Source organism: Actinoplanes solisilvae, assembly GCF_003999975.1.
Classification (GTDB): Bacteria; Actinomycetota; Actinomycetes; order Mycobacteriales; family Micromonosporaceae; genus Actinoplanes; species Actinoplanes solisilvae.
Genome location: NZ_RJAC01000001.1, coordinates 1124698 through 1139527, shown reverse-complemented (window position 1 = coordinate 1139527; position 14830 = coordinate 1124698). Strand labels below are relative to the sequence as shown.

The 14830-nt window shown below is 67.6% G+C and carries 15 protein-coding genes, 1 tRNA gene and 1 pseudogene; 10 read left to right on the top strand and 7 right to left on the bottom strand.

The genetic code is table 11. The features are described from left to right. Positions 1 to 2208 carry a putative bifunctional diguanylate cyclase/phosphodiesterase gene (locus tag EER30_RS05435; RefSeq protein ID WP_127498784.1) on the top strand — a complete coding sequence of 736 codons (2208 nt, stop codon included), beginning with the start codon at positions 1 to 3 and terminating at the stop codon, positions 2206 to 2208. Positions 2209 to 2268: 60 nt separating this feature from the next. Beyond that, a complete protein-coding gene (locus tag EER30_RS05430; protein ID WP_127498782.1) occupies positions 2269 to 2568 on the top strand; it encodes a hypothetical protein in 300 nt (99 codons plus the stop codon). Positions 2569 to 2691: 123 nt separating this feature from the next. Here EER30_RS05430 and EER30_RS05425 read toward each other — a convergent pair whose 3' ends face one another. Continuing rightward, positions 2692 to 3144, bottom strand: coding sequence for a GatB/YqeY domain-containing protein (locus EER30_RS05425; protein WP_127498780.1), 453 nt, complete (start codon positions 3142 to 3144; stop codon positions 2692 to 2694). Between the two features lie 26 nt (positions 3145 to 3170). Between EER30_RS05425 and EER30_RS05420 the strand changes: the two genes are divergently transcribed. Beyond that, a complete protein-coding gene (locus tag EER30_RS05420) occupies positions 3171 to 4067 on the top strand; it encodes a metallophosphoesterase (protein WP_127498778.1) in 897 nt (298 codons plus the stop codon). A gap of 72 nt (positions 4068 to 4139) precedes the next feature. Next, positions 4140 to 4216: transfer RNA gene (locus tag EER30_RS05415), tRNA-Pro, on the top strand. Positions 4217 to 4491: 275 nt separating this feature from the next. Here EER30_RS05415 and EER30_RS48440 read toward each other — a convergent pair. Together EER30_RS48440 and EER30_RS05405 are read right to left on the bottom strand one after the other, a co-directional pair. After that, a complete protein-coding gene (locus EER30_RS48440; protein ID WP_240669856.1) occupies positions 4492 to 5166 on the bottom strand; it encodes a DUF5753 domain-containing protein in 675 nt (224 codons plus the stop codon). Further along, positions 5163 to 5444 (bottom strand): hypothetical protein, encoded by a 282-nt coding sequence (locus tag EER30_RS05405; RefSeq protein WP_240669763.1) that lies wholly within the window; start codon positions 5442 to 5444, stop codon positions 5163 to 5165. Before EER30_RS05405 ends, EER30_RS48440 begins: the two co-directional genes overlap by 4 nt. Before the next feature lie 531 nt (positions 5445 to 5975). Here EER30_RS05405 and EER30_RS05400 point away from each other — a divergent pair. Then, the gene (locus EER30_RS05400; protein ID WP_164842226.1) at positions 5976 to 6542 is read left to right on the top strand and encodes a hypothetical protein; all 567 of its coding nucleotides are present in this window, start codon (positions 5976 to 5978) and stop codon (positions 6540 to 6542) included. Between the two features lie 10 nt (positions 6543 to 6552). On the opposite strand, the gene EER30_RS05395 is transcribed toward EER30_RS05400, so the two are convergent. Then, positions 6553 to 8955 (bottom strand): penicillin-binding protein, encoded by a 2403-nt coding sequence (locus tag EER30_RS05395; RefSeq protein WP_164842244.1) that lies wholly within the window; start codon positions 8953 to 8955, stop codon positions 6553 to 6555. 320 nt (positions 8956 to 9275) lie between these two features. Between EER30_RS05395 and EER30_RS05390 the strand changes: the two genes are divergently transcribed. Further along, positions 9276 to 9578: a WhiB family transcriptional regulator gene (locus EER30_RS05390; RefSeq protein WP_127498770.1), complete on the top strand. Its 303-nt coding sequence runs from the start codon at positions 9276 to 9278 to the stop codon at positions 9576 to 9578. A 12-nt stretch (positions 9579 to 9590) separates the two neighbouring features. On the opposite strand, the gene bagB is transcribed toward EER30_RS05390, so the two are convergent. After that, a complete protein-coding gene (gene bagB, locus EER30_RS05385) occupies positions 9591 to 10718 on the bottom strand; it encodes an ArsA family ATPase (RefSeq protein ID WP_127498768.1) in 1128 nt (375 codons plus the stop codon). 110 nt (positions 10719 to 10828) lie between these two features. On the opposite strand from bagB, the gene EER30_RS47850 reads away from it, so the two are divergent. Together EER30_RS47850 and EER30_RS05380 are read left to right on the top strand one after the other, a co-directional pair. After that, entirely contained in the window at positions 10829 to 11203 is a 375-nt protein-coding gene (locus EER30_RS47850; RefSeq protein ID WP_205650106.1) for an RNA-guided endonuclease InsQ/TnpB family protein, read from the top strand. 15 nt (positions 11204 to 11218) lie between these two features. Next, positions 11219 to 12079: pseudogene (locus EER30_RS05380) on the top strand (RNA-guided endonuclease InsQ/TnpB family protein); the annotation flags it as partial. 36 nt (positions 12080 to 12115) lie between these two features. On the opposite strand, the gene bagA reads toward EER30_RS05380, so the two are convergent. Beyond that, a complete protein-coding gene (gene bagA / locus EER30_RS05375) occupies positions 12116 to 13069 on the bottom strand; it encodes an ATPase BagA (protein ID WP_127498766.1) in 954 nt (317 codons plus the stop codon). A gap of 23 nt (positions 13070 to 13092) precedes the next feature. Then, on the bottom strand, positions 13093 to 13986 hold the full coding sequence (locus EER30_RS05370) for an Rv0361 family membrane protein (RefSeq protein WP_127498764.1): 894 nt from the start codon (positions 13984 to 13986) through the stop codon (positions 13093 to 13095). A 118-nt stretch (positions 13987 to 14104) separates the two neighbouring features. Between EER30_RS05370 and sp36 the strand changes: the two genes are divergently transcribed. Both sp36 and EER30_RS05360 read left to right on the top strand, forming a co-directional pair. Continuing rightward, entirely contained in the window at positions 14105 to 14260 is a 156-nt protein-coding gene (gene sp36 / locus EER30_RS05365; RefSeq protein ID WP_127498762.1) for a Sp36 family protein, read from the top strand. After that, a complete protein-coding gene (locus EER30_RS05360; protein ID WP_205650104.1) occupies positions 14257 to 14742 on the top strand; it encodes a RidA family protein in 486 nt (161 codons plus the stop codon). The genes sp36 and EER30_RS05360 overlap by 4 nt, the downstream gene beginning before the upstream one ends. Positions 14743 to 14830: the final 88 nt, after the last annotated feature.

The following is a 14830-nucleotide window of genomic DNA, read 5'->3' as shown; positions in this document are numbered from 1 at the left end:
ATGCCCAATTGGTCGACGCACCTGCTCACCGAGTACTTCACCGCGGTCAACGCGGCGGAGCACGAGGAGACGGCGATCGCCAGCGCCGTCGAACGGGCGACCGAGATGGTCGAGGCCGAGGCGGGCGCGGTGGTGCGCGACGGCCGGGTCATCGGGGCGTACGGCTTCGGTTCGGTCGTTCCCGAGATCGCGTTGGGCGAGGCCGCCGCGGGGCAGCCAATGATCGAGATCCCGTACGTCGGTGAGTTGCACGTCGCGAGCAACCCGCTGGGCGGCGAGACCGGTGACGCGCTGATCGTGGCCCGCCAGGCGGAGCCGTTCGACCCCGAGGAGCGCCAGATGCTCCAGGGCATGGGTCAGGTGCTCGGGCTGGCCCTGCGCAGCATCCGGGTGCTCGCCGCCGAGCGTCACCTGCGGGCCGAGAAGGAACGCCAGGCGACCAGTGCGCAGACCCGGCAGCGGCTGGTCGAGTCGCTGCTCACCATCCAGCGGGCGATCTCGGCGCGGCGGCCGCTGCCCGAGATCCTCGACGCGGTGACGTGCGGCGCGGCCGACCTGCTGGGCGGGGCCAAGGTGACGCTGATGCTGGCCGAGGGCGGTCCCGACCAGCGGTTGACCGCTGCCTCGACCTGCGGGGACGGCGACTCGCCGCCGGACAGCCTGGCCCAGGCGGCGATGGCCGGCGGGGCGGTGCTGGTGCGCCCGTCCGAGCAGGGCTGGATGATCGCGGCACCGGTGCGGGTCACCGGCGAGATGGCCGGCAGCCTGTGTGCGCTCCTGGCCTCGACGGGCGGGCAGCAGACCGAGCAGCGTGACCAGCTCTCCGCCTTCGCCCAGCAGGTGAGCCTGGCGCTGACCGACGCGCGCACGGTCGAGGCCGTCCGCGAGGCGCACCACGACCCGATCACCGGGCTGCCGAACCGGGCCCTGTTCCTCAAGATCCTCAACCGGGTGCTCGCCTCGCGGGGCACGATGGCCGACCCGACCAGCGTCCTCTTCATCGACCTGGACCGGTTCAAGGCGGTCAACGACAGCCTCGGCCACGACGCCGGCGATCAGTTGCTCGCGCTCGTGGCCCGGCGGCTGCGCGGCTGCGTACGGGCCAGCGACACGACCGCTCGTCTCGGCGGCGACGAATTCGCCGCGCTCCTGCACGATTTGCCGGTCGAGGCCGCCCAGTTCGTCGGCGAGCGGATCGTCGCGGCCATCAAGGAGCCGTTCCGGGTGGCCGGGCGTGAGGTGTTCGTCGGCGCCAGTGTGGGCGTCGCGGTCTCGCGGGAGGCCCGGCAGAACTCCGAGGAGCTGCTGCACAACGCGGACGTGGCGATGTACCGCGCCAAGAAGGACGGGCTGGGCCGGGTGCTGGTCTACGAGCCCTACATGCACGCCGAGGCGCTCGACCGTCTGAGCCTGCGCGGCGACCTGCAGCGGGCGCTGCGCGAGGGCGAGTTCCGGCTGCAGTACCAGCCGCTGATCCGGCTGGCCGACGGGCGGGCGACCGGCGTCGAGGCGCTGATCCGCTGGCACAGCCCGACCCGCGGGTTCGTCTCGCCGGTCGACTTCATCCCGAAAGCCGAGGAGTTCGGGCTGATCGCCGACATCGGGCAATGGGTCCTGGAGACGGGCGCGTTGCAGGTGACGAAGTGGCGGCGCGACTTCCCCGACCTGACGCTCAACGTCAACGTGTCGGGTCATCAGCTCGTGCATCCGCGCTTCGCCGACAACGTGATGCGAGCGCTGGCCATCGCCGGGCTGCCGTCCAGCGCGGTCACCCTCGAGCTCACCGAATCGGTGCTGGTCAGCGAGCCGGACCTGGGCCGGTCGGCGCTGGGCGTGCTGCGCAAGCTCGGCGTGCAGCTCTCGATCGACGACTTCGGCACCGGGTATTCGTCGCTGGCCTACCTGCGCGAACTGCCGGTGGACGAGCTGAAGGTCGACCGGGCCTTCATCGCGCGGGCCGAGCTGACCGGCGAGGACCTCGCCCTGGTTCGCACGATCGTCGAGCTGGCGCAGATTCTCGGGCTGCGGGTGGTGGCCGAGGGGATCGAGAACGCCGCACAATTGGCGGCGTTGCGCAAACTCGGCTGCGGTTTGGGGCAGGGCTATCACCTGTGCCGCCCTATTGATCCCGAGCACGTTGCCGTCCGTCTGGCCGCGACGCAAGGGGAGTCACCCGTAGGCGTACTTGATCACCGCTCTACCGCATGACCCATGCTCTAGGGGTACTTTTCGGCTAATAAGTACATTTGCCTCGGAAGGAATAAGACGGTGACACCCTTCGCGTTGCTCTTCCTCCTTGCCCTCGCCGGCTCTTCGTGCTTTGCCCTCGGACGGGCCCTCGGGCGAGGCGAGCGATACGAGAAGGGGTATCGCGAGGGATTCCGCGACGGCGAGACGGGCTCCCTGGCCCGCGCCGCGCGCCTCATCCAGCTCAACGACCGCCCGGCCATCGCGCCGGCGATCGAGTCGATGCTCGGGCCCTACGCCGTTCCGCAGCAGCAACTTCCGGGCCGCAGCGTCGGGCCCACGGTCACCGCGGTTCCGGTGCGGCCCCAGCTCGCCATCTGACCTTTTCCCTCATCCGGCCCGGCAGCGGGGTATGGCCCCCCGTTGCAGAGAGGCCGCCCCCAGCGCCCGGTTCGCGGTAGTGCGGTTGTTCCACCTCACGACTCGTACGATCGCAGTGGTCTTTCAATTGAGCTGTTTGCGCACCTCAGCCGCGACGCGCCCGCCCTCGGCCCGACCGGCCACCGCGGCCTGAGCGGCCTTCATCGCCGGACCCATCTGCGCCTTGCCGGTGAAACCGCCCGCCTGGAGCGCGCCCGTCACCAGCTCGGCGATCTCGTCGTCGGAGAGCTGTTTGGGCAGGTAGCGCTCGAGCACGTCACCCTCGGAGCGCTCCTTGGCCGCCTGCTCGGCCCGGCCCGCGTCGGCGAACGCGGTGGCCGCCTCACGACGCTTCTTCGACTCCTTGTTCAGCACGGCGAGAACCTCGTCGTCGGAGAGGTCACGCGCCTCGGTGCCGGCGACCTCGGCGTTACGGACGGCGGCCAGCGCCATTCGCAGCGTCGCGGTGGTCAGCTCGTCGCGGCTTTTCATCGCCGAGTGCAGGTCATCGTTCAGGCGGTCTTTCAGCGCTCCCATGAATGGAGAAACTACCCTTGCTTCCCATGCGCAAGCGCTCCCTTTTCGCCCTGGGTTCCGCGGTGGTCGCCGCCGGGGCCGCCACGTTCGCCTACGCCTCGCTCGTCGAGCGCAACCTGTTCACCCTCCGGCGCTTCGACGTGCCGGTGCTGGAACCCGATGCGGAGCCGCTGCGCATCCTGCACATCTCCGACCTGCACATGATGCCGGAGCAGCGCCGCAAGCAGGCCTGGGTGGCCGCGCTGGCCGGCCTCGACCCCGACCTGGTCGTGACCACCGGCGACAACATGGCCGACCCGGAATCGCTGCCCGGCGTGCTGCGCGCCCTCGACCCGCTGCTGTCGGTGCCCGGCGCGTTCGTCTTCGGCTCGAACGACTACCGCGGCCCGCGCTGGAAGAACCCGCTGCTCTACCTGCTGCCCGACCGCGAATACGTGCAGGGCGAGGCCGATCTGCCCGCCGATGACCTGCGCGCTGCCCTCACCGACGCGGGCTGGGCCGACCTGAACAACGCCCGTACGGTCCTGAAGGCCGGCGGCCGCTCGATCGAACTGGTCGGCGTCGACGACCCACACGTCAACCGCGACGTTTACTCCTCCGTGGCCGGCCCGATCTCCACGGACGTCGACGTGCACCTGGGCGTCACCCACACGCCGGCCTCGCGGGTGCTGAACGCCATGTCGGGCGACGGCTTCGAGCTGCTGCTGGCCGGTCACACCCACGGCGGGCAGGTGTGCGTCCCGTTCTACGGCGCCCTGACCACCAACTGCGACCTGCCCACCTCGATGGCCAAAGGCCTGCACCGCTGGCCCGGCTCCGACTCGTGGCTGCACGTCTCGGCCGGTCTGGGCACGCACCCCACCGCCCCTATCCGCTTCAGTTGCCGCCCGGAGGCCTCGATCCTGACCCTGATACCGCGCTGACCTGGGGTTTCGTTGTTCAGGGGATACCGATTTCGCGTCGGGGTCGGCGTCGGATAGTATTTCCTGGCAGCTCGGGGTGTGGCGCAGCTTGGTAGCGCGCTTCGTTCGGGACGAAGAGGCCGTCGGTTCAAATCCGGCCACCCCGACCAAGAGCAGTGCAGTCCGGGCCGGTCTTCCGCACAGGGAGGTCGGCCCGGAGTGTTTACGCCGGTAGGGCCATACGAAGCCGACTGGGAGACCCTGCGGCTTCGTAGGTGTCGGCCACCCGTAGTAGCAAGCCCGTCTTCTCCCGCAGCAATCAATGCGACGCCGGCAAATGTCGGCTAGCGCTGTTGTTCCTGATCTTGACCACGAGGCGGCATGCTCGGTTGATCGCGCTGGACGCTGCCCGCCGCGGCTGTCATATGAAACGATATCGAGCGGTTTAGCGACCATTCATGCCACGAAGAGAATCGCTCAGAATTTGACGCGTTTCGGCGGGAGCTTGAGCGGCAATGCCAATCTTTGCCATGGTTTGCCGATATGGTTCCGTATCCTCTTGAAGGCTCAGCAATGCTTCATCACCAAGGGGATTCGAGTAAATTACATCGGGAATGCTTGTTCCTCCGCAGCGTATAAGGCTGAATGAATTTCTGGTCGCCGAACCTTCATGCCTGTCAGGTAAAACCTGGATGGAGACGGATGGATGCTCGGTAAGGTTCAGGATGAATTCAATCTGCCTTCGCATCACGTCGGGCATTCCTGGTCCCCCGGTGATAGCTGCATAGCCTAGAACTGCCCAAACGTGTGATGATTCCGATCCTAGAATCAAGGATTGTCTACGCGTGTGCAGCTCGGCCAACTCTCGAATGCAACCTTCGCTCATGTGATGGGAGCGTAGTGCCGATTCGGCGTATTCTCTCGTCCGCAACAACGAGGAAACGAGTCGAGCGTTGTACTCCCAAATAAATTCTGCAATAGACTGCGCAGCGGTAGACGCATCGGGGATTAGTGGGCCATCCCTCGGGAGAATGGCGGTCTCGTTGTAGGCGAGCTGGTAAGACTCGCCTGTGAAACGGCATCTCCGACGAATGCCGCCGGTTTGATTTGACCGGCTCATCGTGTCTGATTCCGGTTTGTGTCGCGTACCACGTCGCAACTCCATGTTCGGAGTTCTTTCAGCAAGCGAAACGCCGCATCGTTATGCGTGGCTGGGCGCACGAAACTAATTAGCCATAGCGGCCAGGCGAAGATCGCGATGACGAGGATAGGCAGATGAGCGATAGCCACCACAAACGGCCGAGCCATCGCGCTCGGCAAAGCAGCAAGATCGACAAAAGGCACAATGATCTCCCGTTCCGCCGCCCGGCCAGCGAGATCGAGAAGAGCAGGTGCCACAGGAATATTGCGGTACAGCTGCGGGAGTTGTGAACCCCTTCGACCGCCTTTGCTGAAACTCGCCGGGAGCTCCAAGCGGTATGGCCGTCGCGTACGACCACCGCAACGATAGCGAACCTTGTCAAGCCACTCCCGCGGGGAGGATGTCAGGCGCGATGTTGCATGGATCGGGGTTTCACGTAGTGCCAACAGTCTGATGGCGAGGTTCGCGCATGATTAGTTGTCTCAGGGCTGATCACAACGCGAGATTGATTCAGTCTTTAGGGCTTTTTTGTACCGCGGAGTGTGACCCGAGCGTCTGGTGCACGACAGAACGGGAGCGGCTGGGCGGGCGGTGGTCATGCTTCGCGGTGGTGTGACCTCGAGGAGCGGAGGGCTGGGGTGGCCGGGGATGACGAGCGCATCAGGCGCAGTGTTCGGGCCGCGTTCGGTGGTGACGTCAGTGAGGACTTCGTTCTGCAGTTCCTCGCTGAGTTGCGCACCAACATGCGGGACTCCGAGAGGGGGCGCAGGCGAGCGGTCAGCCTGATCGTGGCCCTGGCCGCGGTGTTCGAGCTGGTGAACCGGCAAGCGGTGTCGGAGGCCAGCCTGCTGTCGTTCAAGGTCAGTTCGCTGGGGTTCGTTCTGCTCGGGGTCCCAGTGCTCATCGCCTACCTGCTCTATGAGGCGGCCGCCTACACGGTGGAGTCGAACAACCTGCACTGGGTGCACCGCAAGGTCGTCGAGAAGCGGTATCCGACCGCGGCGGCCAGTGACGTCGACCTGTTCGCCATACCGGTCGACGATCCCTTCGGGCAGGCGATGCGGGACATCCGGTTTCGCCGCCGGAGCAGGCTGCTCACCGTCGCGGCCTGGATGCGCTTTCCGATTCTGGTCATCGTGCCGGCCGTGGCGGCGTACGCCTTCGAGGTCTATGCCTTTGTTCAGTTGTTGCGGCACGACAGGGTCAGCCTCGCGCTCATCGTGGTGGCCGCTTCGGCGTCGTTCGTCCTGCTGGTGTTGAGCGTCAGCCGCGTCGCGACGGAGGGCCCGCACGGCGGTGCGCCCTGGAGCAACGGAAAACGGGCGGGACATCCTCGTGATGTCCCGCCCGTTTAGCTGGAAGGGGCTACCGGCCGGGTGGCTTGGGCTTGCCGCCGGGGCCGCCCGCCGGTGGGGTGGCGGCCTTGCCCTTGCTCGGGTTGATGATGACGATGCCGCCCTTGATGGTGCGGCCGCTCGGCGACGTCTCGGCGGCGGTGCCGGCGGGACAGTTCGAGTCGACCTCGGCGCCGACCGAGACGTCGAAGCCGGCGCCCTCGATGCGGTCGCGGGCGTCGTCGATCGAATCGCAGGTCACGCGGGGGATGGAGCGCTGGTCGCCGTAAGCGATCTTGCGGTTTCCGGGCTCCTTGAACTGCTCTTTCGGCTTGCCCTTCATGAAGTCGGCCAGGGTCTCGTAGACGGCCGGGTTCACGATGTCGTGGGACATGCGGTCGCGGTGGTCGGGCCAGTCGGGGTTGACCAGGTAGCCGGCGACGACCAGGGACGTGGTGCCGGCGATCAGCGCGGCCGTCTTGTCGGCGTCGGTGGTGCCGGTCTTGCCGAAGACGGGGTGCTTGACCGTCGCCTTGGTCGCGCGGGCCGTGGCGCCGTTGCAGTTGCCGAGCTGGGCCGCGTCGCCGACCGGGCAGCGGGCCGCGTCGAGCGCCGCGCGGGCCACGTCTTTGCTGGTCGCGCGCATGCAGCGGGGCTTGCCGACGTCGAGCTTCGTGCCCTCCTGCGTGGCGATCTGCTCGACCGGGGTGGGCTCGCAGTACATGCCGTCGCCGGCCAGAGTGGCGTACGCGTTCGCCATGTCGAGCGGCGTCGACGCGGACACGCCCAGGGTGAAGGCGCCCCACTGGTTGGCCGCGACCTGGTTGTTGGCGAAGTCGCGGTCCTGCTTGACCCGGAACTGCACGCCGAACCGCTTGGCCACCGCCACGACGTTCTCGGCGCCGACCTGCTCCTCGAGGGGTACGAAGTACGTGTTGATCGACTTCGCGAAGGCGGAGTGCATGTTGTAGAGGCCCTCGCCGCCACCGCCCGAGTTGCTGGGGCACCAGAAGTGGGTGCCGGGGCAGGCCGAGTCGTTGCCGCGGTCGATGATGTAGCCCGACTTGTAGCGCTTCTCGGCCTTGATCGGGTAGGCCAGCGGGTAGCCCTTCTCGAGCGCCGCGATGATCGTGAAGATCTTGAACACCGAGCCGGCCTGGTAGCCGTTGATGTCGCCGCCGCCGCTGAGCAGCGGGTTGGTGGTGTTCGGGTAGGTCGCGCGAACGCCCTTGTTCGCCTTCTTCTTGTCCGACGAGAGCGGGTTCGGGTGCTTCGGGTCGGGCAGCTTGTATTTGCGGTTGGCCGCGAGCAGGCGCACCTTGCCGGTGCCGGGCTCGGTGGCCGCCAGCAGAAGGGCGTTCTTGTCCTTCTCTTTGATCTTGTCGGCGATGCGCTTGCGCGCGTCTTCCTGCGCGCCGATGTCGAGCGTCGTGGTGATGCGGTAGCCACCGCTCTTCAGGCGACGCTCACGGTCGTACGGCGTGGCTCCGAACGCTTCCTGCTCCATCCACCAGCGGTAGAAGTAGTCGCAGAAGAAGCCCCAGTTGTTGTTGGCGACCGAGACGCAGCCGTTGCCGGTCGGCCGCACCTGGCGGGGGATCGGCTCCTTGATCGCCTTGTCGGCCTGGGCCTGGGTGATCGCGCCCATCTCGACCATGGCCGGGATGATGTAGTTGTCGCGGCGCGGCTTGATCTGCTTGTAGCCCTCGGCGGTGGTCGGGTTGAAGCTCGACGGCGCCTTGACCATGCCCGCGAGCATCGCGGCCTGGCCGATCGTCAGGTCCTTGGGCTTCTTGTTGAAGTAGACCTGGCTGGCGGCGAACACCCCGTAGGCCTGGTTGCCGAACGGCGCGATGTTGAGGTAGCGCTCGATGATCTGGTCCTTGGAGAGTTCCTTCTCCACCTGGAGCGCGTACTTCATCTCGGTGATCTTGCGCTTGGGGCTGTCTTTGGTGGCGTCGACGACCTCTTGCGGGTTCGTCGCCGAGTAGGCGAGCGACATGCGCACGTACTGCATGGTGATGGTCGAGGCGCCCTGCTTGGACTCGGACTTGCCGCTGTTGTTGACGAACGCGCGGGCGACGCCCTTGAGGTCGACGCCGTTGTGGTTGTCGAACTCGCGGTCCTCGGCGGCGATCATGGCGGCCCGCATGAAGGGCGACATGTCCTTGAGTGGGACGTCGCTGCGGAACTCGTCGTAGAACTGCGAGATCAGCGTCTTGTTGTCCGACGCGTAGATCCGAGTGATCTGCGGGGAGTTGAAGTCCTTGATCTCACTGGGCAGCTGCGCGAACTGTTCGCCACCCGCTTTCGCGGCGAGCCCGGACATCGCGGCGGCGGGGAAAGCGGCTGCGGCGACAACGACGCCGGCTAGTAAACCGCAGATCATCAACGAGGTCGCATTGGCGAAGATGTTGTGATCGCGTCTGCGCATCCAGGAGGTCACCTGGGCAGGGTACGCGAAGAACGCACGCGCCCGCACGCCTGGAAGGTCACGCTTCGCCCCGGTTTAGTATGCCCCTCGCGCTCAGAGCTTGGGAGGACTTTCACAATCTCTGCCCGCCCCCTACACCAGGTGGTTCGTGGCCTTTGCCCGGAACCGCCGAGCTGTACGTATTTCAGGTACAACGTTGCGTAATCGCCCGACTACAGAGCATGATGGTCCGGCGAGCTTGTCGCACGACGTCCGCACGCGCCGGGGGGACAAAAGGCGCGGGACGTCATGGGGGGTAACGCAAGGGGGGACGTTTACACATGGGGATGATCAGCGACTGGCCCAGCATGGCGGCATGTCAGAGTGGCGACCCTGACGCGCTCTTCGTGCAGGGCGCTGAGCAGAACGTGGCGAAGAGGATCTGCCGCAGCTGCCCGGTCCGCTACGAATGTCTCGCCGATGCCCTGGACAACAGGATCGAGTTCGGCGTCTGGGGCGGAATGACCGAGCGAGAGCGGCGGGCCCTGCTGCGCCGTCACCCGCACGTGGCGAGCTGGCGCAAGATGTTCGAGGCCGCGATGCGGGAGAAGGGCGCCGACAAGGTGCTCGTCCCCACCCGCTGACCTGCCGGGCGGTCACGCCAGGAGCGCGCCGATCGTCCGCAGCCCGTCGACGTCGTGAACGTCGGCGGGCTGCGCCGTGACGGAGACCGTCGGCACGCCCGGGAAAGCGTCGGTGAAGTTCTCGGCCACCGTCAGCTCCCGCTCGGTCTGGCGAACCAGGCCGGCGTGGATGCGCAGCGCGTCGGCGGCCAGCGGGTGATCACCGGCCGCGGTCAGGGCCTCGGCCGCCGCGAGCGACTCGGCCGCCGGCAGGCCGGGGACCTCCGAGCGGTGCATGCGGTTGAGAACCAGCCCAGCCAGCGGCATGCGGTCAGCCACCAGGCGTTCGGCGAAATAAGCCGCTTCCCGTACGGCGTCCCGCTCGGGCGCGGCCACCAGCAGGAACGCGGTCTGCGGGTCCTGCAGGACCCGGTATGTCTGGTCGGCGCGCTGACGGAAGCCGCCGAACATCGAGTCGAGCGCCGCCACGAAACCCGACAGGTCGGTCAGAAGCTGGGCGCCCAGGATCTTCTGAACCGTGCGCGAGAACAACCCGAACGACGCGGTGACCAGGCTGAACATGCTGCGGCCACCGGTGCGGGCCGGGGCGAGCAACAGGCGCAGCATGCGGCCGTCGAGGAACCGGGACAGACGGGCCGGGGCGTCGAGGAAGTCGAGCGCCGAACGCGACGGCGGGGTGTCGACCACGATCAGGTCCCACTCGTCGGTGGCCCGCAGCTGGCCCAGCTTCTCCATCGCCATGTATTCCTGCGTGCCGGCGAAGGTCGAGCTCATGGCCTGGTAGAACGGGTTCGCGAAGATCTCAGAGGCGCGCTGCGGCGTGGTGTGCTGCTGCACCACCTCGTCGAAGGTGCGCTTCATGTCGAGCATCATCGCGTGCAGCTCGCCGCCCTTGTCGGCGTCGATGCCCTTGACCTGGCGGGGAGTGTTGTCGAGCTCGCTGAGGCCCATCGACTGGGCCAGGCGGCGAGCCGGGTCGATGGTGAGCACCACCGTGCGCCGCCCGTGCACCTCGGCCGCCCGCACCCCCAGGGCGGCCGCGGTGGTCGTCTTGCCCACACCACCGGCGCCGCAGCACACGATGATCCGGGTGGACGGGTCGGAGAGAAGACCGTCGACGTCGAGTCGGTGCGCGGTCATCGGATCTCCTCCGTGAAAACCCGGCCGTTCAGAGCCGGGAGGAAACAGAGGCTACGGCCATGCGGCCCGTCGCCTCGATCGTTACAAGGTGGTTGGCTAGCTTGTGAGCTGTGGCCACGAAGATGGTGAAGCGGGCGTTCAAGTACCGCTTCTACCCGACCGGCGAGCAGGCTGCTGAGCTTGCCCGTACGTTCGGGTGTGTCCGGCTGGTCTACAACATGGCGCTCGCGGCTCGCACCGAGGCGTGGACGTTGCGGCAGGAGCGGGTCAACTACAACGCCACCTCGGCGCTGCTCACCGAGTGGAAGAAGACCGAGGAGCTGGCATTCCTCAACGACGTGTCGTCCGTGCCGTTGCAGCAGGCGCTGCGGCACCTGCAAGTCGCGTTCACCAACTTCTTCGGCAAGCGCGCGAAGTACCCGACGTTCAAGAGTAAAAAGAATTCCCGCCGGTCGGCCGAGTACACCACCAGTGCGTTCCGGTGACGCGACGGCCGGCTCACCCTGGCGAAAATGGCCGACCCGCTGGACATCGTCTGGTCGCGTCCGCTTCCCGAGAATGCGTCTCCGTCCACCGTGACCGTGTCTCAGGACGCGGCCGGCCGCTGGTTCGTGTCCCTGCTGTGCGACGACCGCATCGAGCAGACCCCCGCGGTCCACGCCGCCATCGGGATCGACGCCGGGCTCAACAGCCTGCTCACCCTGTCCACCGGCGAGAAGGTCGTCAATCCGAAGTACGAGCGTGCCGACCGTCAGGCCCTTGCTAGAGCTCAGCGGGCGATGGCGCGCAAGGAGAGGGGTTCGGCTAACCGGGCCAAGGCGCGGCTCAAGGTCGCCCGGATTCACGCCCGGATCACCGACCGCAGGCGAGACCTGCTGCACAAGCTGACCACTCGACTCGTTCGTGAGAACCAAACGATCGTGATCGAGGACTTGACCGTGCGCAACATGGTCACCAACCACAGCCTGGCCCGCGCGATCAGCGACGCGGCCTGGCGGCAGTTGCGCACCATGCTCGAATACAAGGCCGAGTGGCACGGCCGCAACCTCGTGGTTGTCGACCGCTGGTTTCCCAGCTCGAAACTGTGCTCGACGTGTGGTGCGCTCGCTGAGCGGATGCCGCTGTCCGTAAGGTCGTGGATGTGCCGGTGTGGCACGACCCACGACCGCGACGTCAACGCGGCCCGCAACATACTGGCGGAGGGGCTCTCCGTGACAGCCTGTGGAGGAGGTGTAAGACCTCAACGAGAGTCCTCTCGTTCGGGGCAGCCGACGGTGAAGCAGGAAAACCCAAGGGCGACCAAGGGAATCCCCGTCCTTCAGGGCGGGGAGGATGTCAAGTCAGCCACTACTCAACAGTAAGCCGTTGTTGATCGGACGCACGGTGACTGTGTCCGGTCACGCACGCATCAGGATCGCGGCGAGCTCGTCGAGTGCGGCCCGGTCGACGCCGAGCGGCAGCAGCGGGAGCTCGATCAGGGGGCGGCCGGTCTCGGCCAGCTCGGTGCGCAACGACTCCTCCAGATCTTGGCGGGTCAGGTGGGCCCGCACCTCGGTGGCGAGCCCGTTCACGGTGGCCGCGTCGGTGGGCAGGCCGGCCTCGGCCAGACCCCGCTTGATCTCGGCCTTGGTGACCTTGCCGGCGGTCACGAGGGCGGGACGGGTGGCATTCAGCACGATCCGGCCGATCGGGATGTGCAGGGCGCTGAGCTCGGCGATCGCGTCCAGCGTCTCCTGCACCGGCATCTCTTCCAGCAGGGTGACGACGTGCACGGCGGTCATCGGCGAGCGCAGCAGGGCCGAGACGCTGTCGCTCTGGGTTTTGATCGGCCCGACCTTGGCCAGCTTGGCGGTCTCGGCGGTGACGTTGAGGAACCGGCCGATGCGCCCGGTCGGAGGGGCGTCGAGGACCACGGCGTCGTACGCCCGGCGCCCGTCCTGAGAGCGGGTGGTGGCCTCTTTCACCTTGCCGGTGAGCAGCACGTCGCGCAGGCCCGGCGCGATGGTGGTGGCGAAGTCGATCGCGCCGACCTTGCGCAGCGCCCGCCCGGCCGCGCCCAGGTGATAGAACATGTCGAGGTATTCGAGGAGGGCCTCCTCGGGGTCGACCGCGAGCGCGCGCACCTCGCCGCCGCCGGCGACCTGGGCGATGCGCAGCTCTTTGTAGGGCAGCGGCTCGGTCTCGAAGAGCTGGGCGATGCCCTGCCGCCCCTCGACCTCGACCAGCAGCGTGCGCTTGCCCCCCGCGGCCAGGCCCAGCGCGAGGGCCGCGGCGACACTGGTCTTACCGGTGCCGCCCTTGCCGGTCACCACGTGCAGTCGCGCCGGCCATCTGTTGACGTGCTCGCCCATGCCCTCAACGGTACGGCGGCCGCTCAGCCGGTCACCTCGCAGACGAGCCAGCCGGTCTTGCGGATCACCGTGAACTCGAGGTCTTGCGACGCCGTCTTCTCGTCGGCGGTCGACAGTGTGACCTCGACCGAGACGAGAGCGCGGTCCTCGGAGTCGTCGGAGACCTTGGGGTCGGCCCAGCGGAAGACCGGGTCGGTGTAACCCCCGGCGTACGCCTTGATCTCGGCCACCCGGTCGGCGATCTTGGTCTCGTCGCGGGCCTCGCGGCAGACCAGGTCGTCGGCCGCGGCGGCGTCCTGCTCGGTGTAGACCGCGGTGAGGAACCGGGTGACGGCCGTGGCCGGGTCGGGCGAGCCGGGGTTGTCGGCGTCGCGCAGCAGGAAATAGGCCGAGACCGCGCCGCCGCCGCAGAGGAACAGGGTGCCGACCAGCGCGAGCGAGACCCAGAGCGCGCCGCGACGGCGAGGTTTCGCCTGCTCGAGGGGCACCTGATAGGGCTGCGGGCCGCCGGACCAGATCGGCTCGGGCGCCGCGCCCTCGGCCGGGATCGAGTGTTGCCAGGCCAGGTGCTCGGGCGGCGTGGTCTGCCATTGGCCGGGCGCTTCGTGCTGGGCGTGCCAGGGCCCGGTGGCCGGAGGGGGCTGCCAGCCTTCCGCAGCGGGCACCGCCTCGGGCGGGATGACCTGGGTGCTGTCCTGCGGGGTGGCCTCGTCGGCGAACGACCCGGGCGGAGGGAACTGCTGGTCGGCCGGCTCGGGCGGGGCGTCGATGAAATCGGCCACCGGTGGCGCGGCCTGAGGCGGCTCGGGCACGGGGATCGGTTCGTCCGGCGGGATGGGCTGCGGCGGTTCCGGCGCGGGCGAGGGCAACGGGGTGGGCTCGGGATGACCCGGCTCGCCGCCCTGCGGGTGCGTCATGTGGCCCTCCGTGATCTTCCCGACATACCGGCCCGTCGGCCGCGCTCAGCCTAGTCAAGTCGGCCCGGTCGCGGGCCCTAAGCTGACCCGGTACCGACGATTAGGGAGTATGCGAGCGATGCAGAAGTGGGAATACGTCACCGTGCCGCTGCTGGTCCACGCGACCAAGCAGATCCTCGACAACTGGGGTGAAGACGGCTGGGAACTCGTTCAGGTGGTGCCCGGGCCCAACGCTGAGCAGTTGGTCGCCTATATGAAGCGGCCCAAATCGTGACGACACCGATCAGTGGTGAGGGCGGCGTGGACGCGTACGCCAAACTGGCCGAACTGGGTCTGACTCTGCCCAAGGTGGTGCCGCCGCTGGCGTCCTACGTGCCCGCCGTGCAGACCGGCAATTACGTGTACGTCTCGGGCCAGCTCCCGCTCGTCGACGGCAAGCTGCCGCACACCGGCAAGGTCGGCGCCGAGGTGACCGCCGAGCAGGCCACCGAGCTGGCCCGCGTGTGCGCGCTGAACGGCCTCGCCGCCGTCGAGTCGCTGGTCGGCCTGGGCCGCGTCGTGAAGATCGTCAAGGTCGGCGGCTTCGTCGCGTCGGCGCCGGGCTTCACGGGCCAGCCCGCGGTGATCAACGGAGCGTCGAACCTGTTCGGCGACGTTTTCGGCGAGCAGGGCCGTCATGCCCGCAGCGCGGTCGGCGTGGCCGAACTGCCCCTCAACGCGCCGGTCGAAGTGGAGATCATCGTCGAGGTGGCGTAGATCTTTGGCCGACTCGGTTGCACTGCGTGACCTGAGCGGCATTGAGATCGCACACCTGGTCCTCTTGTTCAACCCCATGCGCGACGTA